Source organism: Kribbella sp. CA-247076 (genome assembly GCF_050942445.1).
In the GTDB taxonomy this organism is placed as follows: Bacteria; Actinomycetota; Actinomycetes; order Propionibacteriales; family Kribbellaceae; genus Kribbella.
This window is the reverse complement of sequence record NZ_CP192051.1, coordinates 3,318,706-3,339,680: the sequence shown is the minus strand read 5'-3', so window position 1 is coordinate 3,339,680 and position 20,975 is coordinate 3,318,706. Positions and strand designations below refer to the sequence as shown.

20 protein-coding genes are annotated in these 20,975 nt (G+C 70.8%); 7 read left to right on the top strand and 13 right to left on the bottom strand.

Annotated elements, in window-relative coordinates; genetic code table 11:
- Positions 1-97 precede the first annotated feature (97 nt).
- From ACQPYZ_RS15800 to ACQPYZ_RS15780, 5 genes are all read right to left on the bottom strand, one after another.
- On the bottom strand, positions 98-1,339 hold the full coding sequence (locus ACQPYZ_RS15800) for a Fic family protein (RefSeq protein WP_433168835.1): 1,242 nt from the start codon (positions 1,337-1,339) through the stop codon (positions 98-100).
- Between the two features lie 90 nt (positions 1,340-1,429).
- Positions 1,430-2,362 (bottom strand): LLM class F420-dependent oxidoreductase, encoded by a 933-nt coding sequence (locus ACQPYZ_RS15795; protein ID WP_433168833.1) that lies wholly within the window; start codon positions 2,360-2,362, stop codon positions 1,430-1,432.
- 10 nt (positions 2,363-2,372) lie between these two features.
- Complete coding sequence (locus ACQPYZ_RS15790) at positions 2,373-6,467, bottom strand: hypothetical protein (protein ID WP_433168832.1); 4,095 nt, start codon at positions 6,465-6,467, stop codon at positions 2,373-2,375.
- A gap of 35 nt (positions 6,468-6,502) precedes the next feature.
- Positions 6,503-7,699, bottom strand: a complete 1,197-nt coding sequence (locus tag ACQPYZ_RS15785) for a class I SAM-dependent RNA methyltransferase (protein WP_433168830.1) — start codon at positions 7,697-7,699, stop codon at positions 6,503-6,505.
- A complete protein-coding gene (locus ACQPYZ_RS15780) occupies positions 7,696-9,726 on the bottom strand; it encodes an APC family permease (protein ID WP_433168828.1) in 2,031 nt (676 codons plus the stop codon). Before ACQPYZ_RS15780 ends, ACQPYZ_RS15785 begins: the two co-directional genes overlap by 4 nt.
- A gap of 82 nt (positions 9,727-9,808) precedes the next feature.
- Between ACQPYZ_RS15780 and ACQPYZ_RS15775 the strand changes: the two genes are divergently transcribed.
- Together ACQPYZ_RS15775 and ACQPYZ_RS15770 are read left to right on the top strand one after the other, a co-directional pair.
- Positions 9,809-10,510 carry a potassium channel family protein gene (locus ACQPYZ_RS15775; protein WP_433168826.1) on the top strand — a complete coding sequence of 234 codons (702 nt, stop codon included), beginning with the start codon at positions 9,809-9,811 and terminating at the stop codon, positions 10,508-10,510.
- A 9-nt stretch (positions 10,511-10,519) separates the two neighbouring features.
- A complete protein-coding gene (locus tag ACQPYZ_RS15770; protein WP_433168824.1) occupies positions 10,520-11,197 on the top strand; it encodes a potassium channel family protein in 678 nt (225 codons plus the stop codon).
- Between the two features lie 77 nt (positions 11,198-11,274).
- On the opposite strand, the gene ACQPYZ_RS15765 is transcribed toward ACQPYZ_RS15770, so the two are convergent.
- The 4 genes from ACQPYZ_RS15765 to dut all read right to left on the bottom strand — a co-directional run bounded on the left by ACQPYZ_RS15765 (position 11,275) and on the right by dut (position 13,699).
- A complete protein-coding gene (locus tag ACQPYZ_RS15765) occupies positions 11,275-12,117 on the bottom strand; it encodes a DUF3159 domain-containing protein (protein ID WP_433168822.1) in 843 nt (280 codons plus the stop codon).
- Positions 12,110-12,499, bottom strand: a complete 390-nt coding sequence (locus ACQPYZ_RS15760; protein WP_433168820.1) for an OB-fold nucleic acid binding domain-containing protein — start codon at positions 12,497-12,499, stop codon at positions 12,110-12,112. The genes ACQPYZ_RS15765 and ACQPYZ_RS15760 overlap by 8 nt, the downstream gene beginning before the upstream one ends.
- A gap of 19 nt (positions 12,500-12,518) precedes the next feature.
- A complete protein-coding gene (locus tag ACQPYZ_RS15755; protein WP_433168818.1) occupies positions 12,519-13,178 on the bottom strand; it encodes a DUF3710 domain-containing protein in 660 nt (219 codons plus the stop codon).
- Positions 13,179-13,246: 68 nt separating this feature from the next.
- Positions 13,247-13,699, bottom strand: coding sequence for a dUTP diphosphatase (gene dut, locus ACQPYZ_RS15750; RefSeq protein ID WP_433168816.1), 453 nt, complete (start codon positions 13,697-13,699; stop codon positions 13,247-13,249).
- A 52-nt stretch (positions 13,700-13,751) separates the two neighbouring features.
- On the opposite strand from dut, the gene ACQPYZ_RS15745 reads away from it, so the two are divergent.
- Both ACQPYZ_RS15745 and ACQPYZ_RS15740 read left to right on the top strand, forming a co-directional pair.
- Complete coding sequence (locus ACQPYZ_RS15745) at positions 13,752-14,207, top strand: DUF3093 domain-containing protein (protein ID WP_433168815.1); 456 nt, start codon at positions 13,752-13,754, stop codon at positions 14,205-14,207.
- A 28-nt stretch (positions 14,208-14,235) separates the two neighbouring features.
- Positions 14,236-14,559, top strand: coding sequence for a DUF4235 domain-containing protein (locus ACQPYZ_RS15740; RefSeq protein WP_433168814.1), 324 nt, complete (start codon positions 14,236-14,238; stop codon positions 14,557-14,559).
- 160 nt (positions 14,560-14,719) lie between these two features.
- Here the strand turns inward: ACQPYZ_RS15740 and ACQPYZ_RS15735 are convergent, their stop codons facing one another.
- The 3 genes from ACQPYZ_RS15735 to ACQPYZ_RS15725 all read right to left on the bottom strand — a co-directional run bounded on the left by ACQPYZ_RS15735 (position 14,720) and on the right by ACQPYZ_RS15725 (position 17,168).
- Positions 14,720-15,019: a DUF4193 domain-containing protein gene (locus ACQPYZ_RS15735; RefSeq protein ID WP_433168812.1), complete on the bottom strand. Its 300-nt coding sequence runs from the start codon at positions 15,017-15,019 to the stop codon at positions 14,720-14,722.
- Positions 15,020-15,303: 284 nt separating this feature from the next.
- A complete protein-coding gene (locus ACQPYZ_RS15730) occupies positions 15,304-16,104 on the bottom strand; it encodes an inositol monophosphatase family protein (protein ID WP_433168810.1) in 801 nt (266 codons plus the stop codon).
- Complete coding sequence (locus ACQPYZ_RS15725; RefSeq protein WP_433168808.1) at positions 16,101-17,168, bottom strand: ferrochelatase; 1,068 nt, start codon at positions 17,166-17,168, stop codon at positions 16,101-16,103. Before ACQPYZ_RS15725 ends, ACQPYZ_RS15730 begins: the two co-directional genes overlap by 4 nt.
- A gap of 175 nt (positions 17,169-17,343) precedes the next feature.
- Here ACQPYZ_RS15725 and ACQPYZ_RS15720 point away from each other — a divergent pair, with 175 nt between their 5' ends.
- Both ACQPYZ_RS15720 and ACQPYZ_RS15715 read left to right on the top strand, forming a co-directional pair.
- Positions 17,344-18,519, top strand: a complete 1,176-nt coding sequence (locus tag ACQPYZ_RS15720; protein WP_433168806.1) for an MFS transporter — start codon at positions 17,344-17,346, stop codon at positions 18,517-18,519.
- 39 nt (positions 18,520-18,558) lie between these two features.
- Complete coding sequence (locus ACQPYZ_RS15715; protein WP_433168805.1) at positions 18,559-19,287, top strand: MerR family transcriptional regulator; 729 nt, start codon at positions 18,559-18,561, stop codon at positions 19,285-19,287.
- Here the strand turns inward: ACQPYZ_RS15715 and ACQPYZ_RS15710 are convergent.
- Positions 19,270-19,887, bottom strand: a complete 618-nt coding sequence (locus tag ACQPYZ_RS15710) for a trimeric intracellular cation channel family protein (protein ID WP_433168803.1) — start codon at positions 19,885-19,887, stop codon at positions 19,270-19,272. The two genes, ACQPYZ_RS15715 and ACQPYZ_RS15710, sit on opposite strands and share 18 nt — an antisense overlap.
- 56 nt (positions 19,888-19,943) lie before the next feature.
- Between ACQPYZ_RS15710 and ACQPYZ_RS15705 the strand changes: the two genes are divergently transcribed.
- Positions 19,944-20,972 (top strand): phosphotransferase family protein, encoded by a 1,029-nt coding sequence (locus ACQPYZ_RS15705; RefSeq protein ID WP_433168801.1) that lies wholly within the window; start codon positions 19,944-19,946, stop codon positions 20,970-20,972.
- Positions 20,973-20,975: the final 3 nt, after the last annotated feature.

Sequence of the window (20,975 nt, the reverse complement as noted above, 5' to 3'; positions counted from 1 at the left end):
CTCCCCTAACCTCTCCACAAACTCTCTCGACATCAAGATACACGACATCGAGCCACCCCATCACCTCAACTTCGGCCCTGTGGACAACGCGGTGGCGTCATCGCGCGGCCGCGGCGATCCGGGCGGCGAGGTCCTCCAGTTCGTCCAACAGATCCGCTGCTCCCCAGATCTGGTTCCGCGTCCGGTTCGTGAGCGGGCGGATGACGCCGGCGTCGCGCAGTCGCTCGATCCCGGCGTACACACTGCTGGTGGCACCACCGATCGCCTCCTCGGCCTCGGTCGCCGAGAAGATCGGCGCCGAGAGCAGACCGTCGAGCAGCCGGCCGGCCGCACTCCCTCGACGGGTACCCACCTTGTCCCGCCACGCCGACTGCAACTCGGCGATCCTGGCCGCGGTCACCCGGGACTCGCGGGCCGCGATCGTGGATGCCTCGGTGAACGAACGGATGATCGGCTCGATCCGGCCTTCGCGGTACGCGCCCAGAACACCGAAGTAGTCGTCGCGGCGCGCCACGAGCGCGGAGGCCAACGGGACGACCACGCGCCGGGTCGCTCCGCGGCGGCGGAGCACCGTGTTGATCAAGGCGCGGCCGATGCGCCCGTTGCCGTCGGTGAACGGATGCACGGACTCGAACTGGGCGTGTACGACGGCGGCCTGGGCGACCGCCGGCAGATCGGTTCGGTTGGCGAAGACGACGAGATCGGCGATGTACTCGTCCACGGTCTCCGGTGGCGGCGGCACGTAGACCGCGTTCCGCGGCGAGTGGTCGCTACCACCGATCCAGTTCTGCATGTCCCGAAAGCGGCCTGCGTAGGCGTGTTCGTGCGGGTCGTCGACCATCAGGGCCAGGTGCGCCATCAGGATCATCGACGTCTCGATGTCCGCGCCGTCGTCGACGGAGCGGATCAGCGCGGCCAGGGCGGCCGTGGACGCGGCCATCGACGTCGCCGAGGGATTCGACTTGATCCCGTGCAGCGCCCTCGCGAAGTCGTCGACCGACGCATCGATCTGCTCGATCTTCGACGAGGCCACCGACTCCGTGCGCAGGAGAAGCGTCTCGAGCGCTGCCAGTTCACCGCCGTACGAATGGTCAAGCGCAGCGATCTCGACAACGCACGTCTCCATGGCGGCCACCAGGTCGGTGTTGAGCCGTACGTCGCGATGTCCGATCAGCGGCGGTCGCATCGTGACCACCTCGCGGAGCATGCGGTCAGCCGCGGTCCCGCCTCGGCTGCGCTGGCGCCACGGCCGCACCTCGGGGACGTGCGCCGGCCAGGCGGAGTCGCCCGCCGGAAACATTCCCTCGGCGTCCGCCGTACCGGTGTGCTCGATGTCCATGAGTGCCCCAAGTCGGAACAACGCCGGAGCTATTCCGACTTAGCCAGTCTAACCCGGAATAACGGTGGCGTTATTCCGGGTTAGAAGCGCTCAGGAGACCTGGGGCAGGACTTCGGCGGCGATGAGGTCGAGGTGGGCGAGGTCTTGGAGGTCCATGATCTGGACGTACTGGCGGGTTGAGCCGACGGCGGCGAACTGGCCGAGGCGGTCGACGACCTCGGCGGGGGTGCCGGCGATCGCGTTGGCCTTCAGGTCCTCGACGTCGCGGCCGATGGCTTCGGCGCGCTGCTTGACCTGGGCGTCGTCCTTGCCGACGACGACGGTGTGCGCGGTGGAGAGCGCCAGCGTGCCGGGGTCGCGGCCGACCGCGTCGCAGGCCGCCCGGACGCGTTGGAACAGGGTCTCGGTGTCCTCGACCGAGCGGAAGCCGGCGTTGAACTCGGCCGCATGCTGCGCCGCGAGCGCCGGCGTACGCTTCTTGCCCGCGCCACCGACGATGATCGGCGGGTGCGGCTGCTGGACCGGCTTCGGCAGCGCCGGCGAATCTGAGATCTGGTAGTGCTTGCCGGCGTAGTCGTACTTCTCCCCCACCGGCGTGTCCCACAGGCCGGTGATCAGCTCGAGTTGCTCGGTCAGCAGGTCGAAGCGGCCCGGGGTGTCCGGGAAGTCGAGGCCGTACGCCTTGTGCTCGGCCTCGTACCAGCCGGCGCCGAGACCGAGCTCGGCCCGGCCGCCGCTCATCTGGTCGACCTGCGCGACCGAGATCGCGAGCACGCCGGGGTGGCGGAACGTGGCCGAGCTGACCAGTGTGCCGAGCTTGATCCGGCTCGTCTCCCGGGCGAGCCCGGCGAGCGTGATCCACGAGTCGGTCGGCCCCGGCAGGCCGTCGTGGTCGCCCATCACCAGGTAGTGGTCCGACCGGAAGAACGCGTCGAACCCGTTCTCCTCGGTCTTGCGTGCCACCGCGAGCAGATCGTCGTACGAGGCACCTTGCTGGGGTTCGGTGAAGATCCTGAGAAGCATGCGGACAACGCTATCTCGCCGTCGTGTACAGCCTCTCCAGGTACGACGGCTGCCACTCGGGACCGCGGTCGTTCAGCCGCCGGACCAGCCCGTAGAGGTCGAGCCGCTCCTCGACCGGGTTGTCCCACCAGTCCGGGACCTGGTCGTACCACCGGTCGATCCGCAACGTCCGGCCGGCCGCGTCGATCCGCGCGAACAACCAGCCGCCCTGCTCCCCCGCCGCCTCCGTGATCCACAGGTCACCGAGCAGCCCGCTGAGCTTGTCGGCGGCGTACTCCGGGTCGTCCACCTCGGGCGGCTCCAGGTCGAACCGGTACGACGGCGCGCTCGGGTCGAGCACCTGGACCTGAATGGTGAAGCCGGACGGCACGATCGCGGTCCGGGCCCGGCACCAGGCATGCAGCGCCTCGAACGCCTCCGACTCCTTCGGGCGCGGCCGAGGCCGCTCGAACTCGGCCCGCATCGCCTCCTCGATCGATCCCGCAGCAGGCTGAATCCGCGGCCCGTCCGATCCGACCAGGCCGAGGCCGGGAATGGACATCCGCCCCGCCGCGGGCGCCGGGGCGACCAACTTCTCCACCGGCGCGCCGACCTCGGGACCGTCATCGACCACAACCGGCACAAAGCTGGTCGGCTCGTCGTCGTCATCCGTGCCCGACAGCCCATCGCCCCACGACCGAGCCGCGTCGTCGTACCCGGTTGAGTGAGCGTCCTGGGACCGAGCCGCGTGGTCGTCGTACCCGCTTGAGTGAGCGTCCTGGGATCGAGCCGAGTGCTCGCTCAGGTCTGCGGCTTCCTCGTCGTACCCGCTGGGCTCGGCGGTGTGTAGCCGGGCAGCGTGCTCGTTCACGTCAGCGGCTGGCGGGCTCACGGCGTGCTCGTCGTACCCGTTCGGCTCGGCGCGATGTAGCCGGGCAGCGTGCTCGTGCACGTCCGCGGCGTGCACGCCGTACCCGTCCGGCTCAGCGCGATGTAGCCGGGCAGCGTGCTCGTGGCTCGGCTGGTTTGCTGAGGCGGGTTGGGTTGCCTGCTCGTCGTACCGGGTGCCGTGCTCGGTGTGCGCCGCCGCGGCCACGTGGGTGGTGGGCTCGGGCCGGGGCATGGGATCGGGGTTCGGCGACGGCTCGGGGTCCGGCCACGGAGTTGGCTCGGGCTCAGGTACGGGGTCCGGGCGTGGGCCTGGGTGGGGCCAGGGCTCTGGGGTTGGCTCCGGGGCCGGCTCTGGCTCCGGTTCGGGCCAGGGCTCGGGGTCTGGTTCGGGCGTGGGCTCCGGGGTGGGTTGCGGCTCGGGTTCGGGCCACGGCGCAGGGTCCGGCTCCGGCGTGGGGCCTGGAGTGGGCTGCGGTCGCGGGTCCGGCGTGGGGCCCGGTCCGGGGGCCGGTCTCGGCGTCGGGTCTGGACCGGGCGTGGGGTGGGGTTGCGGGTTCGGTTGTGGGTACGGGTCGGGACCCGGCCACGGCGCGGGGTGAGGCTCGGGCTGCGGCCACGGCTCGGGCTGGGGTTGTGGTTGGGGCCAGGGCTGAGGTTGAGGGTGAGGGTCAACCTGAGCTTTAGCCGCCGGCGCCGCCCCGTAGACCTCGTCTTCCTCGGCGTCCACATCCACCGGCACGTCGAACCGCAACGCAGGCCCCGACAGCATCTCCTGTTCGGACCTGCGCTCCGGACCCGACAGCTGCTCCGGCTCGGTCCGGCGCTCCGGACCCGACAGCTCCTCCGACCCGGTCCGGTGATGCGGACCCGACAGCATCCCAGGCTCGGGCTGGTGCTCGCGGCCCGACAGCATTTCCGGCTCCGCCCCGCGCTCCGGTCCCGGCAGCATTTCACGCTTGGTGTGCTCCGGCGCGGGGTGCTCGTGGGCGAGGTTGGCTTCCGCGGCGTCGACCGGGTCGGTCACCACGGGGATCTCGGCGGTCGGGTCGTCTTCGGCGTCGTCCAGGTGTTGCTGAGACGCGGAGAGGTCGACCGCAGGCTCGTCGTACGGCGCGGACAGCTCGGAGCGGTCGGTGGCGCCGGCGTCGAACCTCGGTGACCGCTCGGCCTGCTCGCGGGACAGCTCGGGGCGCTCGCGGGACGGCTGGGCGTGCGCGCGGGTCGGCTCGGGGTGCTCGCGGGACGGCTGGGCGTGCTCGCGGATCGGCTCGTTGGAGTGCAGCGACGACTTGGAGCGTTCCGGGGCGTCGGCGTCGTGCTGATGAGGCCGGTCGGGGTGCTTGTGTGCTTGGTCGGCGTACGGCGGGAGTGGGGTGATGTGCTCCGTGGTGGGGTCGTCGTACGGCGGGAGTGGCGTGATGTGTTCGGTGGTGGGGTCGTCGTACTGCTTCTCGGGGGCGCCGGGGTGGGCTCTGGCGGCGGGTGGGGTGGGTGCGGGGGTGGTGGGGCGGGTGGGCTGCGGTTGGGGGGCGAAGGGGGACGGGCCGGTGAAGGAGGCGGGGTCGTCTTCCTCTTCGGTGGGGTCGATGACGGCGGCGATTTCCGCTGTGGGGGCGTCGTCGTCGGGGTCTGTCGGTGCAGGTGAGCGTGTCGTCGGCTCCTGAGACTGTGCCGCTGCGGAGTCCGACTCGGGATGCGACGCGGGCGCGGAGGCGGGCGTGGCTGAGGACGGGTGTGCGGTGGGCGAGCCAGGCTCTGCCCCGCGCGCGAACGTGGACCCGTCAGAGGACGGGCGCACGACCGGCGCTGCAACGGAGGCGTCGGAGGACAGGTGTGCGGCGGGCGAGTCGGGCCGGGCCGCCGGCGCGGGGCCGGACTCGGAGGCGGGGGCAGATGCGTCGGGGGCGGGGGCGTCGGACGGGTTGGGGGCGAAGGGTGAGGTGGGGCTCGGGTCGGCGGGGGCTTCGATCCATTGGCCGTTGATCCAGGTGCCGCCTACCCATTCGCGTTCGGGTGGGGTGGCGTCGGCGAACGGGTTGTACTCGCTGGTGGCGTCCTGGCCGGACCAGGAGGCCTGTTCGGCGGTTTCCCAGTCCTGGTCGTCGTCGGTCGCCTGGTACGCCGCGGCGGGTGCGTCGGCGAAGAGGCTGGCGTAGAAGTCGTCGCCTTCGTGGACTCCGCCGCCGACGCGGGGCGGCTCGGCGGACGGCAGGGCGCCGTACGGCAGGCCGGACCCGATGTCGCCCTCGGGAAGGTACGTTCCCGGGGCAGGCCCACTGGACTCGGGCGTGGGGTCGGGAGCGGACGGCTCGGCGGTCTCTTCGTGTTTGCGGCGGCGGAGCCAGCCCTGTTTCTTGGAGACGACGCCGTAGTCGTCGGCGCGCGGGGCCGGGCGGTACGGCGTCTGCTCGTAGTGCGGCGGGGAGTCGACTGCGACCGGGTCGTCGATCGGCTGGCCGGTGAACGGGCTGATGCCGGGCGGGACGACGTACGACTCCTCGTCCTCCTCCGGACGGCCCTCGGGTGCTCCAATCACGACATCCTCAACGACCGACACCTCGGCCGTGTCAGGCTCGTCGGGCAACCGATCGCCGATCGCAACGTTGAAGTCCTCGGCCGCGGCCACGCCGGCGGGTAGATCGGGCTGCACCGGCGACCGCGGGTCGATGCCGAACCGGTCGAAGAACTCCGCGAGTACGTCGGCCGTCAGGCCCGACTCCCCCGCCGTCCGGATCAGCCGCACGCCGTGCGGGAGCAGCTCGTCCAGGCCGCCGAGGTAGTCGGCCCACTCCGCGACCCACTCGATCAGCTCGCCGGCGGCCTCCTCGTCGGAGGTGATCCACTGCCCGATCGGCGCGAACCCGTCGTCGGCCGGCTGCCACGGGTCTCCCGGGTACGACGCCCGCGCCCAGGTGCCGTTGAACGCGCCGTACACGAACCCGAGCTCGCCCGCCGAGATCAGCCGGCGGACCTCGGGCTGACCGATCCAGTCCGGCGAGCCCGCGAGCAGGTCGGCCCCGGCTGTGCGGCTGTGCTGGGTGTGGAACCCGAACAGCACCGCCCGCTCACCGTCGAGCCGGACCATCCGCAGGATCGACCCGGTCTCGTCCTGGTGGTGGTACCCGTGCTCGTCGGCGTACCACCGCCGGTCGAACCCGGTGGCATGGGCGACCGCGGCGAGTGCGGTCCAGCGGGCGCGCAACTCCTCCGGGTCGTCCAGGTCAACGAGCGGCATTAGGTCTCCAGCGCATTGGAATCCAGGCCAGAACGCTACCTGAGGCCCCCGACGCTCGCGACTTCGCTGTCCACAGGCTCCAGGATCGCCACGCACTCGATGTGGTGGGTCATGCCGAAGAGGTCGAAGGCTCGCAGGGACGCGATGCCGTAGCCGAGGCGGCCGAACGTCTTCAGGTCGCGCGCCAGCGCCGCCGGATCACAAGCCACGTACGCGACCCGGCGAGGAGTCAGTGCCGCGATCCGCCGTACGACATCCTTGCCGGCACCGGTCCGCGGTGGGTCCAGCACGACCAGGTCGACGTGCTCCAGCCCTTGCCCGGCCGCAGCGTTCAGCACGCGGTCGACGTCGCCGGTCTCCAGCGTGACGTCAGTTAGGTCGTGCAGATTGCGCCGAGCGTTCCGGACCGCGTCCTTGTCGCCCTCGATCGCCAGCACCGGACACCCGGCCTCGGCCAGGAACGCCGCGAACAGTCCCACGCCCGAGTAGAGGTCAAGAGCGGTCTCCCCCGAGACAGGCTCCAGCCCACTCAGTACGGCGTCCACCAGCATCTCCGGAGCGGCCGGGTGCACCTGCCAGAACCCACCGGCCTCCACCCGGAACCGCCGGCCCCGCACGACCTCGACCACCCGCCCACCGGGCTCCTCATCGGTCAGTACGGCGGTCTTGCCCTCGGACGACACCACACTCTGCACCGACGCCACGCCGGGCCACCGCCGACCCAGCACGTCCGGACTCTCCGGGTGCGCGATCAGACACTTGTCGATCTGGATCAGGTCGTGCGAGCGGTGCGCGTACATCCCGGGCCGCCCGTCGACCACGGAGTACCGCTGCCGGGTCCGCCAGCCCAGGCCGTCGTCACCCGGCGACTCCATCACCACCGTCCGCTCGATGCCGCCGATCCGCCGCAGCGTGTCCGACACCACGGTGGCCTTCAGCCGCCGCTGCTCGACGATGTTGGCGTGCTGGAAGTCACAGCCCCCGCACAGCCCCGGCCCGGCGTACGGGCAGGGCGGCTCGATCCGCTGCGGTGACGGGGTGAGTACCTGGACCGCGTCCGCCCGCAGGTACTTCGCGTTCTGCTCGGTGATCCGGGCGTGGACGAGCTCACCCGGCAACGCGTGCCGGACGAAGACCACCTGCCCCTCGTGCCGGGCCACACAGTGTCCCCCGTGCGCTACAGGTCCTACCTCCAGCTCGACTACCGTCCCGACGATGTCCTGATCCGTCACCGATCTCCTGACGACTTGCGGGCTCCACGCCGTACCTGGCCTGCCACCCGTTCCTCCCGGTCCTGCCGCTCCTCGGCACCCTGCGACGAGAGCAGCTGGTACGGGACCGACGTAACCATGACACCAGGTGTGAACAAGAGGCGCCCCTTGAGCCGCAGCGCGCTCTGGTTGTGCAGGATGTGCTCCCACCAGTGCCCGACGACGTACTCGGGGATGTAGACCATCACCACGTCCCGCGGCGAGGACCTGCGGATGTCCCGGACGTACTGCAGGATCGGCCGGGTGATCTCCCGGTACGGCGAGGCCAGGCGTTTCAGCGGGACCGGGATGCCCATGCGGTCCCACTCGGCCTGCAGGGCCTCCGACTCCTCGCGGTCGACGTCGACCGTGACCGCCTCGAGCATGTACGGCCGGGCGGCCTTGGCGAACGCCAGCGCCCGCAGCGTCGGCTTGTGGAGCTTGGAGACGAGCACGATCGAGTGCACCCGCGACGGCAGCATCAGCTGCTCGTCACCCTCGACCGCCATCTGCTTGCTGACCGCGGTGTAGTGCCGGCGGATGCCCTTCATCATCAGGAACAGCACAGCCATCGCGATGATCGCGATGTAGGCGCCGTGGGTGAACTTGGTCAGCAGCACGATCACCAGGACGACGCCGGTCATGGTCAGGCCGATCGTGTTGATCGCCCGGGACCGGTACATCTGCCGCCGCCGGGCGCCGTCGGTCTCGGTCTTCAGCAGCCGGGTCCAGTGCCGCACCATGCCGGTCTGGCTGATCGTGAACGAGACGAACACGCCCACGATGTACAGCTGGATCAGCCGGGTGACCTCAGCGTCGAAGGCGAGGATCAGGAAGATCGCGAACGCGGCCAGGATGACGATGCCGTTGCTGAACGCGAGCCGGTCGCCACGGGTGTGCAGTTGCCGTGGCAGGTACCCGTCGCGGGCCAGGATCGAGCCGAGCACCGGGAAGCCGTTGAACGCGGTGTTCGCGGCCAGCACCAGGATCACACCGGTGGCCGCGGCGACGAGGTAGAAGCCGGGCGAGAAGTGGTCGAAGATGCCCTTCGCCAGCTGACCGATGACCGGGTCCTGGTGGTAGCTGTCCCCTACCGGAACGCCGTTCTGCAGCAGCTGGTGCGCCGGATCCTCGACGAACCGCACCTTCATCACGTTGGCCAGCGTGACGACGCTGATCATCATCGCGATCGAGATCGAGCCGAGCAGCAGCAGCGTGGTCGCGGCGTTCCTGCTCTTCGGCTTCTTGAACGCCGGTACGCCGTTGCTGATCGCCTCGACACCGGTCAGCGCCGCACACCCGGACGAGAACGCCCGCAGCACCAGGAACCCCAGCGCGAGCCCGCCCGCGCCCTCCACGAACGGGCTCTCGGCGACCACGTCCAGCGACGCCGTCTCGGCCTCCGGGAGGCTCCCGAACAGCAGCCGCCCGAACCCGAAGGCGGCCATCCCGAGGATTGTGATCATGAAGATGTACGTCGGTACGGCGAACGCCGCCCCCGACTCGCGGACACCCCGCAGGTTCATCGTGGTCAGGAACAGCACCGCGACCACGGCCGCGGTCGCCTGATGCCCCTCCAGCGAGGGGATCGCGGACGCGGCGTACTGCGCGGCCGACGAGATCGACACCGCCACCGTCAGCACGTAGTCGACCAGCAGCGCGCTGGCGACCGTCAGCCCGGCCGTCGGCCCGAGGTTGACGTTGGCCACCTCGTAGTCGCCACCGCCCGACGGGTACGCGTGCACGTTCTGCCGGTACGACGCCACCACCACGAGCATCACCAGGGCGACGACGATGGCGACCTTCCAGGAGATCGTCAGCGCGGTCAGGCCGGCCAGCGACAGGGTCAGGAAGATCTCGTCGGGCGCGTACGCGACCGACGACAGGGCGTCGCTGGCGAAGACCGGCAGGGCGATGCGCTTGGGCAGCAGCGTCTCACCCAACTGGGTGCTGCGCAGCTTGCGCCCGAGCAGCAGACGCTTGCCGATGTCGCCGAGAGCGGGAGTCACACCGGTGATGTTAGAGCCAGACCCGGTCCGGGGATGTCATCGGGAGCCCTGGAGCGGTGTAGCGTCTATCCCTGCCTAACCGATGCGAGTGGCCCCAGGTGGGGCAAGGAGTGATCACCGAGTGCACGTCGTCATCATGGGCTGCGGCCGGGTCGGCTCGACGCTCGCGCGGACCCTGGAGAAGCGGGGCCACACGGTCGCGATCATCGACCAGTCCGCCGACTCGTTCCGCCGGCTGAGCCCGAACTTCACCGGCCGGACGATCACCGGGATGGGGTTCGACCGGGAGATCCTGATCGAGGCCGGGATCGAGCAGGCCGAGGCGTTCGCCGCGGTCTCCAACGGTGACAACTCCAACATCCTGGCCGCCCGGGTGGCCCGGGAGACGTTCGGCATCAACAACGTGGTGGCCCGGATCTACGACCCGGGCCGCGCCGAGGTGTACCAGCGGCTCGGCATCCCGACCGTCGGCACCGTCCGCTGGACCGTCGACCAGATGATGCGCCGGCTGCTGCCGGAGGGGTCCGAGCCGGAGTGGCGCGACCCGTCGGCCACCGTCCGGCTGGCCGAGGTGCACGTGCACTCGGACTGGGTCGGCCGGCCCGCGTTCGACATCGAGCGGGCCACCGGCGCCCGGGTCGCGTTCCTGACCCGTCTGGGCCAGGGCCTGCTGCCGAAGGCCGACACGGTCGTCCAGGAGGGCGACCTGGTCCACGTCGTGATGCTGGAGAAGGACGCGGCCGCGATCGAGTCCCAACTCGGCGCGAAGCCCGAAGAGGCCTGAGGAGCTGTGATGCGGGTAGCCATCGCCGGAGCCGGCAACGTCGGGCGTTCGATCGCCGCCGAGCTGCTGGAGAACGGCCACGAGGTGCTGCTGATCGACAAGGACCCGCGGGCGATCAAGGCCGAGTCGGTGCCGCGGGCGGAGTGGCTGCTGGCCGACGCCTGCGAGCTGTCGTCGCTGGAGGAGGCCGCGCTGCAGCGGTGCCAGGTCGCGATCGCCAGTACCGGTGACGACAAGGTCAACCTGGTCGTCTCGCTGCTGGCCAAGACCGAGTTCGGCGTCCCCCGGACCGTTGCCCGGGTCAACCACCCGCGGAACGAGTGGATGTTCAACGAGGCCTGGGGCGTGGACGTCTCGGTGTCGACCCCGCGGATCATGTCCGCCCTGGTCGAGGAGGCCGTCTCGGTCGGCGACCTGGTCCGGCTGTTCACCTTCCGCCAGGGCGACGCCAACCTGGTCGAGCTGACCCTGCCCGAGGACTCCCCGATGATCGGCCAGCGGGTCGGCGACATCGACTGGCCGCTGGACACCGCGCTCGTGGTCATCCTGCGCGAGGGCCGGGTACTGCGCCCGGACCCGGAGGGCACGCTGGAGCTGAACGACGAGCTGCTGTTCGTCGCGGCCGACGAGACCGAGGAACAGCTCGAGACCATCCTCTCGCCCCACCACCGCCGAGCAGACCGCTAGGCGCCCGGCGGACCGGTGCACCCGCCGCCGAGGCGTTGACCGATAGGAAGCCCGGGCCTTGGCGGCCCGGGCTTCTGCTACTTCCTGTTGCCGCGGAGCAGGTGGGTGACGTGGTCGCGGGCCTCGTCCCACTTGTCCGGCGGCAGTGATCCGCGCAGGACGGAGTACGCGAGCCAGAGCGCGAGGGCGTAGAACGGCAGGCCGAGACCGACCTTCGCGATGCCGAGCGCGTTCAGGCTGTCGGTCAGGTAGAGCGGGACCTGGACGACCAGCCGGATCGCGAACAACCCGACGAACACCATCGTCGCCCGGGAGAACCCCTTCAGCATCGCCGGGTCCTTGCGCCAGGCCGTGCCGGTCTGCGTGATCACGCCGTACAGGACCCCGAACAGCGGCCAGCGGATGAGCACGGTGATCAGGTAGACGGCGCCGTACCCGAGGTTCGTCAGCAGGCCGGGCAGGTAGACGTCCGTGGCATTGCCGGTGCGGTTCGCGACCCAGGCGGAGATCAGCACGCCGATGAAGCCGCCGGCCACGTTCCGCAGGGGCTGCTTGCGGACCAGCCGAAGGATCGCGACCAGGCCGGCGACCGCGACCGCGATGATCAGCGCGAGCGTCAGGTCGTGGTCGCTGACCGCGTAGACGATCAGGAACGCGATCCAGGGCAAGCCGATGTCGAGCAGCGCACCCCAGCCGCCGAGCGCGTGGAAGAAGTCCTTGTCGGTCGTCTGCGGCCTGTCCGGCTCGGCCTTCTTCTTCTGCTCCTCCTCGCCGTCACCCGTCAGCACCGCCTCGGCGGCCTCGACCTCCGGGCGCAGCATGTCCACGAGTTGCTCGTCGAGGTGCTCGTCCAACTGCCGGCGTACGCCCGCCTCGGCCTGCTGGTCGTCCTCGACCTGGTCGCGCCGCGGCTCAGCCATGCGCTGCCTGCGGGCGCAGCTCGTAGCGCGGGTTGAACATCACCCGGTCACCGTCCACGACCCCGATCCGTCCGGAGACGATCAGCTCGGAGCCGGGATGGATCCCGGCGATCTTGCGCCGGCCGAGCCAGATCAGCTTGACCGAGCCGGTGCCGTCGTACAACTCGCCCTCTAAGGCCGGTACGCCGCCGCGAGGGCTGAACGTGATCGTGCGCAGGGTCCCGAACAGCGTGACCATCTCCCGGTCGTGACAGCCGGTGATCGACCGCGCACCACAGTCCTGCGCGAAGTCCTGGAGGACCTCGGCGTCCCGTTGCTCCCGGTCGCCGGCCAGCCCCCGGAAGGCGCGCCGCAGCAATCCTGCGGGTTTGTCGCTACCCATGAGTCGAGTGTAGTCCGTCTCACGCCTCGGCTTCGGGGGCCGGTTGCGCACCCGGCGGAAGCCGCAGCGGCAGCGATTCCCGGACCGCCATCGGCTCGGTGCCGCGGACGACGATCGTGCTGCGCAGCGTCGCCTCCATCGGCGCCGCCGCTTCCGGCTCGACCGCGGCCCGGCCGAGCACGGTGGCCCGGAGCAGCCAGCGCGGGCCGTCCACCCCGACCACCCGGGAGGTCTGGCTGAAGATCTGGCCGTCCGGGTCCTCGACCGGGACGACGAGCACGAGCTCGGTGCCGAACGGGCCCTCGGCCTCGGTCGCCGTACCACCCATCCGGCTCGCCTCGGCGGCGATCTCGCGCCGGACCTCGGACCAGATGCCGGCCGTCTTCGGTGCCGCGAACGCGCGCAGCTCGAGCGCGGAGTCCTCCAGCACCAGCAGGATCGCCTGCACCTGGCCGGACTGCTCGTCGACCTGGAGCCGCAGCTCCATCCCCGGCTGTCCGGTGATCACCAGCGCACCGAGGTCGATCCGGTCCTCGGCCTCGAGCGCCTCGGCGTCCACCTCGGTGGAGTCGAACGGGCCCTCCGCGCGGGCGTCCGGCGCCTCGGTCGCTTCCTCGGCACCGGTTGTCTCGGGGTCCTCGTTCTTGGCCTTGCGGCGGAAGATCACTGCCTTGCCCACTTCCTGGTTCTCGAGTTCGTACAGCCGCCGTAGTCTCGCGCATCCGCCGGTTCAACGGATGCACCTCCTCAGCGTGTCACATCGCCGAAACCGCCGGTCGAGCCGTGGCCCCCGTCACCGCGGGCTGACCCCGGCAAGGTGGTCACCTCGACGAACCGGGCCTTCTCCACCCGCTGGATCACCAGCTGCGCGATCCGGTCGCCCCGCCGCAGGGTGATCTCGGCGTGCGGATCCTGATTGATCAGGCAGACCTTGATCTCACCGCGGTAGCCCGCGTCCACGGTGCCGGGTGCGTTCACCAGCGTCACGCCGTGCCTGGCCGCCAGGCCGGACCGCGGGTGGACGAAGGCGGCGTACCCGTCGGGGAGCGCGATCGCGATCCCGGTGCCGACCAGGCCGCGTTCGCCGGGCTTCAGGGTGAGGTCGGCCGTCGCCACCAGGTCCGCGCCGGCGTCGCCGGGATGCGCGTACGACGGGAGCGGGAGGTCGGGGTCGAGTCGCTGGATCAGAACCTCGGTCACGAGAGGCGACCCTATCGACACGCATCCACCGGCCACATGCCAGGCTGGGGCTGTGGCCAGCTATCGCGAACGCCTGAGCGTGCCGGTGTCCTGGTGGATCATCGCCGCCGCCCTGGTCGTCACGCTCTTCGTCATCGTCGCCGTACCGGTCGGATACTTCGGCGGCGTCTTCGTCGGCGGCCTCGCCGCGCTCGTGCTCGTGCTCTTCTACCTGCAGTACGGCGGTGCGCGGGTCGAGGTGGACGCCCAGCAACTCCGGGCCGGGCGGGCCGTCATCGACCGGGGGTACCTCGGCACTGTCGAGGCGCTGACCGGGGACGACGCGCGGCACGCGTTCGGGCGGGACTGCGACCCGAAGGCGTACCTGTTGCTGCGCAGCTACGTGCGCGGGGCGGTCCGGGTCGAGATCACCGATCCGCGCGACCCGGCGCCGTACTGGGTGATCTCCACCCGGCACCCGGAGGGGTTGGCGGCAGCGCTGACGGGGCACAGCGTGACAAGATCCTGACTGTCGGGGACTGTGTTAGGAGGCTGTTGTGGTCGGAGCGAAGATCGGCTGGAAGCTGGTGCTGACCGCGTTCACGCTGGTGGTGGGTCTGGTCGCGAACAAGGCGATCAGCCAGGCGTGGAAGCTCGGGGCGGGCGGGAAGCCGCCGAAGGGCGGGCAGGGCAGCTATGTCGAGGTGGTCAGCTGGGCGGTCGCCAGCGGCGCCGCGGCGGCGGCCGCGAAGCTGTTCGCCGAACGCCGGGCGGCGGAGTACTACCTGAAGTCCACCGGGCACCCCCCGCCCGGCTACGAACAGGACACCAAGGCCCGCCTGGTCAAGAACACAGACACCGGCCTGGTCAAGAAGGACTAGAACCGCCTCGCTCCGCTCGGCGGGAGGTTGTGATGCGCCGCGCCCCGCTCGGTGCGTGGTTGAACGCCGCGCTCCGCTCGGTGGGTGCGGGTGGGTAGACGAAGCGGGACCGGCCCGTGGGGGCGGGTCCCGCTGTGGTTGGGGAAGTAGGGCGTTGGCGTCAGGCTGCGCAGTCGCGGCAGATCAGCTGCCCGTTCTTCGATTCGGCGAGCTGGCTGCGGTGGTGCACCAGGAAGCAGCTCGAACAGGTGAACTCGTCGGCCTGCCGCGGGAGCACCCGCACCGCCAGCTCTTCGTGGCTCAGGTCGGCACCGGGCAGCTCGAAGCTCTCGGCGGCCTCGGCCTCGTCCTCGTCGACCTTGCCGGAGTTCTTGTCGTGACGGCGAGTCTTCAGCTCCTCGATCGACTCTTCGGAAGCGTCCTCGTCCGTCTTGCGCGGGGCGTCGTAATCAGTCGCCATGGTGTTCCCTGCCCTCTTCGTACCCGTGGTGTTGCCTGCTGAGCCCTTGAACGGGTAGAGCGGCCGAGAAATTCCGCACCGGAATCTTTCGTCCCCCGAAACCCTTGACAGCCAGGCCGGGACCGGCAACTACCGTTCCCGAGGACGGGATTGTGCCCTATCAAGGGCCCTACGCGCGCGTCAGGGTCCACCTTCCGGCCAGCGTGTCGCGACAAATGTCAGGACCGAACACCAGAATGCTCATGAATGCGCGATACTGCGCACTAACGAGCACTCAGCGACGCTTACGCACGCAACGGGTCCGTCGCGGCCAACAGGTCGTGGAACGCGCCGAACAGCGCCGGACTGGCCGCGATCGACATCTCCGGTGACACCGCGGCCCCGTTCAGCCCGCCGACCGCCGCGCCCGCCTCGGCCGCGATCAGCACGCCCGCGCCGTAGTCCCACGGGTTCAGGCCGCGCTCGAAGACCGCGTCCAGCCGGCCGCACGCGACGTAGCAGAGGTCGAGCGCGCCGACCCCGATCCGCCGGATGTCGCGGACCTCGGTGATCAACTGCTGGACCACCTCGGCCTGGATCCTCCGCCGGCCCGGGTCGTACCCGAACCCGGTCCCGACCAGCGCCGTACTCAGCTCCGTGCACCCCGACACCTGGATCGGCTGCCCGTCCAGGAAGGCCCCGCCGCCCTTCGTCGCGGTGAACACCTCCCCCTTGGGCGCATCCACCACCACACCGGCGACGGTCTCCACGTCGTACTCGACCGCGATCGAGACGGCGTACGTCGGGATGTCGTACAGGTAGTTGACGGTGCCGTCGATCGGGTCGACCACCCAGCGCACCCCGCTGGTGCCGGCCACGTCGTCGCCCTCCTCGCCGAGGAACGAGTCGTCCGGGCGGGCCTGCAGCACCCGGGCCCGGATCAGTTCCTCGGACTCGCGGTCGACCGCGGTGACCACGTCGGTGACCGTGCTCTTGGTGTCGGCGACGGTGATCGTGCCGCGGCGGCGCTCGACGATCAGCCGGGCCGCCTCCTCCGCCACCTCCACGGCCAGCTTGAGCAGGTCTTGTGGGCTCTCGGAACTCATACAGCTTCCTTAGTAGTAGGTCGACGAAGAGGCGGGCAGCAGTCGGAGCGGCAGTCGTCCCAGCCCGGTCCGAGCGCGCCGACGCACGGGCGCGCGGGCTGCTCGCCGCGCTCGGCCTCGGCCCGCTCGACGACGAGGTCGCGGAGCATGGTGACGAACTGCTCGTAGGTCCCGGGAGTCGCTGCCCGGGCCATCGGCAGGTGCAGCTTCGCGGCCGTCCGGGCCGCCTCGGTGTCGAGGTCGTAGATGACCTCCATGTGGTCGCTGACGAACCCGATCGGAACCACGGCCACCCCGGGTACGCCGTCCGCCGCGAGCGTCTCCAGGTGGTCGTTCACGTCCGGCTCGAGCCAGGGCACTTGCGGCGGCCCGGACCGCGAGCAGTACACCAAGTCGCTGCGGCGCGTCCGGCCGGTCCGGTGCTCGATCGCGGCGTCGATCTCGGCGGCGACGTCCAGGTGCCAGTCGACGTACCCGTTGCCGTCGGGTCCGCTGGTCGCGTTCATCGCGGTCGGGATGGAGTGCGTCACATACGCGATCGCGGACCCCTCGGGCAGCTCGCCGAGCGCCTTCGCGGTCGCCTCGACGAACGAGCCGACGAAGCCCGGGTGGTTCGCGTAGTGCCGGAGCTTGTCGATCCGGGGCGCGCCCGGAACCTGCCGCGCGGCGTCCTCGAGGTTCTCCCGGTACTGCCGGCAGCCCGAGTACGACGGGTACGCCGACGTCACGATCACGACGGCCCGGCGGACGCCGTCGCCGGCCATCTCGCGCATCGTGTCGGTCAGGTACGGCGCCCAGTTGCGGTTGCCCCAGTAGATCGGCAACTCCAGCCCGGCCTCGTCGAACGACGCCCGCAGCGCGGCGAGCAGCGCCCGGTTCTGGTCGTTGATCGGGCTCTTTCCACCGAACGCGTAGTAGTGCTCGCCGACCTCCCGCAGCCGCTCGTCCGGGATCCCCCGGCCACGGGTCACGTTCTGCAGGAACGGCAGCACGTCGTCCGGCTTCTCCGGCCCCCCGAAGGACAGCAACAGCACCGCGTCGTACGGCGAAGCATCCACTGGCATGCTCCAAGTTTCTCAGTTGACTCCAGCGCCCGGACCGCCAGGCCATCACAATCACCCGGACCCGGCCGGGCTGAGCGTCGGCCGGCGCCCCACGGGGTGAATGTGATGGCCTGGATGTCCGGGGGTGCGGTTAGGGTGTTGCCGGTCCCTCATGCTCAAGCCCTATGCCCATCTCATGCGCCGTCCCGGTGCGAGTGCCTTCTTCACCGCCGGGATCCTCGGGCGTATGCCGATCTCGATGATCGGCCTCGGCATCGTCATCCTGATCGCGCAGGAGAGCGGCTCGTACGGCCTGGCCGGCGCGGTCTCCGGGGTCGCGGTGGTCGCGGGTGCGCTGACCGGCCCGATCCAGGGGCGGATGGTCGACCGGTTCGGGCAGGGGACGCTGCTGATCGTCGGCTCGGTGGTGTGCACGATCGCGCTGGCCGCGCTGCTGGTCGCCGTCCGTGCCGACTCGGCTACCTGGGTGCTCTACCTGCTCTCGTTCGTTGCCGGTGGCACCCGTCCGCAGGTCGGCTCGTTCGTCCGCGCCCGCTGGACCCACCTGCTCGGCCGCGGCCGGGCGTTGCAGACCGCGTTCGCGCTGGAGGCCGTCGGTGACGAGGTCGTCTTCATCGTCGGGCCGGTTCTGGTCACCGCACTCGCGACCGAGGTCAGTCCGTACGCCGCCCTGGCCGCGGCCGGCGTACTCGGACTGGCCGGCGGCCTCTGGCTCGCGCTGCTGCGGGCGTCCGACCCGCCGGGGCGTGGGAAGTCGGACGGGACCGAGCAGGCGCCACTCCCCTGGGTCTCGATCCTGCTGCTCAGCCTGATCGGTCTCGGCCTGGGCGCGACTCTCGGTGGTGCGGAGGTCATCACGGTCGCGTTCGCCACCGAGAAGGGCCAGGCCGGGCTGGCCGGCGTCGTCCTGGCGGTGTGGGCGTTCGGCAGTCTGCTGGCCGGCCTCTGGTACGGGTCGGTGCACTGGCGAGCGCCGGTCGAACGGCGGCTGCTGATCGGCACCATCCTGCTCGCGATCACGTTGGCGCCCCTCCCCTGGGTCGACAGCGTGCTCCTGCTCGGCGTCGTCCTGTTCGGCTGCGGGATGACGATCGCGCCGACGATGGTCGCGGTCACCGCCTGCGTCGAGGAGTGGGTCCCGCCGCAGCGGCTCACCGAGGCGATCACCTGGACGGTCACCGGCATCCTCCTCGGCGTTGCCCCCGGCAACGCCGCCGCCGGCCACGCCGTGGACCTCTGGGGCCCGTCGGACGCCTACTGGGTGCCGTTCGCCATCGGCATCGCCTGCGCCCTGGTCGCCGCCGTTTCCACCACCTTCGCCCGCCCGAAGACCCGATTCGCGCACAACTGACCTTGCACCTCCCCTGACGGGAGGTGTGAGGCTGTCCGCATGGACCACTCGATCGGTGAGCTCGCCCGGCAGGCCGGGGTCACGGTGAAGACCGTGCGGTACTACTCCGACCTCGGGCTGCTGGAGTCGCGGCGTAGCGCTGCCGGCCACCGCCGGTACGACGCCGACGCGGTCGCGAGGCTGGAGCTGATCCGGAGCCTACGAGAACTCGGCGTCGAGCTGGCGACCGTCCGCGCCGTCGTCGACCGCGATCGGACGCTCGCCGACGTTCTCAGCGCGCACGCCGAGGCGGTCGCCGTGCAGATCCGGGCGCTGCAACTGCGGCACGCGGTGCTGTCGGTGGTCGCCCATCGTCACTCGACCCCCGAGGAGCTCGAACGCATGCATGACCTGACCACGCAGTCGGCCGCGGCCCGCCGGACCCTGATCGCGGACTTCCTGTCCTCGACGCTCGGCGACGATCCCGGCCTCGCCGCCGCCCGGCAGAACCTCACCCCGGTGCTGGCCGACGACGCATCGCCCGCGCAGGTCGACGCCTGGCTCGAGCTGGCCGCGCTCGTCCAGGACGACGTCTTCCGGGCCGCCGTACGACGGATGTCCGCCGGGTACCGCGCCGTCGTCGGGGACACACCCCTCCGCCCCGGCCGGGAACTGCGGGACCGGCTGATCGAGCTGCGGCGGACCGAGGCCGACCCGCGCTGGCACCGGTACGTGGAGTTGGTTGCTGTGGTCAACGGCTGGGAACCGCCGTCACGGCGTGCGGGGTAGTGGCGCGTTCCAGCCCCGCCGGATCGCCAGCAGGCGGATGGTGAAGCAGATCACCGCGGCGGCGATCGGCACCCACAGGGCGTGGTACTCCAGCGCCGCGGCGATCACCACGATGCCCGCGCCGAGGAACGCCGGGGTGGCGTAGATCTCGGACCGGAGGACGACCGGGACGCGGCCGCTGAGAACGTCGCGGATGACGCCGCCGCCGATTCCGGAGATGGTGCCGATCAACGCGGCCGACAGCGGCGACAGGTCGTACTCGATCGCCTTCAGCGCACCGGTCACGCAGAACAGCGCCAGCCCGGCCGCGTCGAAGATGTTCACCAGGCGCTCGAGCCGGCCGATCCCGGGATGCAGGAAGAACGTCAGCAGGCCGGCCGCGACCGGGACCGCGAGGTACCACCAGTCCAGCAGCGCGGCCGGCGGGGTCGCCCCGATCAGCACGTCCCGGATGAAGCCGCCGCCGAGCCCGGTGACGAGCGCGAGCACCTGGATCCCGAACACGTCCAGTTTCTTCCGTACGCCGACCAGCGCGCCGGTGATCCCGAACACGAAGATCCCGACCAGATCGAGCACATGCAGAGCCACTGATCCACTCACCCCCGCACGCTAAACCACGAGCGCCCGGCCGCCGATGCGCTCTAGGGTCTGTGGACATGAGCAGAGCTCCCGACGTCGACTACACGGCCACCTCCTCGCGACCCGGCTGGGAGGTGCTGCCGCTGGGGCTCCGGGAGAACCTGGCTGTTGCCCTGGGCAGCGAGGTCGCGGAGTCCGGTAGGCCGGTCGGCTCCGGGTTCACCGGTGGGTTCGCGGCGCCGGCCCGGCTGGCGGACGGGCGGCGGGTGTTCGTGAAGGCGTCCGACGACCGGCTGCACTCGTACCAGGCCTACCAGCGGGAGGCCGAGGTCGTGCCGCGGTTGCCGGCAGCGATCCGCGTCCCGGCGATCGTGGCCACCGCCCACTTCGACGGGGGTCCGGATGCACAAGGTGACGGGACGTCGGCCGGGGGCAGCCGCAAGTGGTTCGCGGTGGTGTCGGAGTGGGTCGACGGGCGGATGCCCGGGAACCTGTGGACGGCCGCCGACTTCGACGTCGTGACCGCGACCTGCGAGCGGATCGCCGCGGCGATGGATCCGAGTCCGCTCGACGGGTTGACGAGCTTCCTGAGCGATCTCGAGGAGAACGACTCGCCGTTGCGGACGCCCGCCCGGATCCTCGCCGGTGAGCAGCCGCTGCCGACCGGCCTCCAGCCGTGGGCGCCGAAGGTCCTGCCCGAGCTGGTCGACCTGATCGGTCGCGCGCCCGAGGCGTTGGCCGGCGAGACCGCGACGCACAGCGACCTCAGGCCCGACAACATCCTGATCGACGGCGCCGGCACCTGCTGGACCGTCGACTGGAACTGGCTGGCACTGGGACCACGGTGGATGGACTGGGTCGGCCTGCTTCCGGTCGCCCAGCACCACGGCATCGACACCGCGGCCGCCATCCGGAGCAGTCCGCTGGCGGCCGGCGTACCGGCGGATCATCTCGACTGCTTCGCGGCCACGGTCGCGGCGTACATGATGACGAGGGCCGACGCCCCGCCACCGGTCGGCTGCACGCCGGCGCTGCGCGAGCACCAGCGCTTCTACGCCTGGACGTTCCTCGACTGGCTCGCCGTACGGCGCGGGTGGCTACGGTGAAGG

Bases quoted from the DNA above. Each gene is read 5' to 3' on its own strand.
- ACQPYZ_RS15770 (WP_433168824.1), top strand. From the start codon at position 10,520: ATGCGGGTAGCCATCGCCGGAGCCGGCAACGTCGGGCGTTCGATCGCC.
- ACQPYZ_RS15775 (WP_433168826.1), top strand. From the start codon at position 9,809: ATGCGAGTGGCCCCAGGTGGGGCAAGGAGTGATCACCGAGTGCACGTC.
- ACQPYZ_RS15735 (WP_433168812.1), bottom strand. From the start codon at position 15,019: ATGGCGACTGATTACGACGCCCCGCGCAAGACGGACGAGGACGCTTCC.
- ACQPYZ_RS15705 (WP_433168801.1), top strand. From the start codon at position 19,944: ATGAGCAGAGCTCCCGACGTCGACTACACGGCCACCTCCTCGCGACCC.
- ACQPYZ_RS15760 (WP_433168820.1), bottom strand. From the start codon at position 12,499: ATGGGTAGCGACAAACCCGCAGGATTGCTGCGGCGCGCCTTCCGGGGG.
- ACQPYZ_RS15715 (WP_433168805.1), top strand. From the start codon at position 18,559: ATGGACCACTCGATCGGTGAGCTCGCCCGGCAGGCCGGGGTCACGGTG.
- ACQPYZ_RS15725 (WP_433168808.1), bottom strand. From the start codon at position 17,168: ATGCCAGTGGATGCTTCGCCGTACGACGCGGTGCTGTTGCTGTCCTTC.
- ACQPYZ_RS15765 (WP_433168822.1), bottom strand. From the start codon at position 12,117: ATGGCTGAGCCGCGGCGCGACCAGGTCGAGGACGACCAGCAGGCCGAG.
- ACQPYZ_RS15800 (WP_433168835.1), bottom strand. From the start codon at position 1,339: ATGGACATCGAGCACACCGGTACGGCGGACGCCGAGGGAATGTTTCCG.
- ACQPYZ_RS15795 (WP_433168833.1), bottom strand. From the start codon at position 2,362: ATGCTTCTCAGGATCTTCACCGAACCCCAGCAAGGTGCCTCGTACGAC.
- ACQPYZ_RS15730 (WP_433168810.1), bottom strand. From the start codon at position 16,104: ATGAGTTCCGAGAGCCCACAAGACCTGCTCAAGCTGGCCGTGGAGGTG.
- ACQPYZ_RS15790 (WP_433168832.1), bottom strand. From the start codon at position 6,467: ATGCCGCTCGTTGACCTGGACGACCCGGAGGAGTTGCGCGCCCGCTGG.
- ACQPYZ_RS15720 (WP_433168806.1), top strand. From the start codon at position 17,344: ATGCGCCGTCCCGGTGCGAGTGCCTTCTTCACCGCCGGGATCCTCGGG.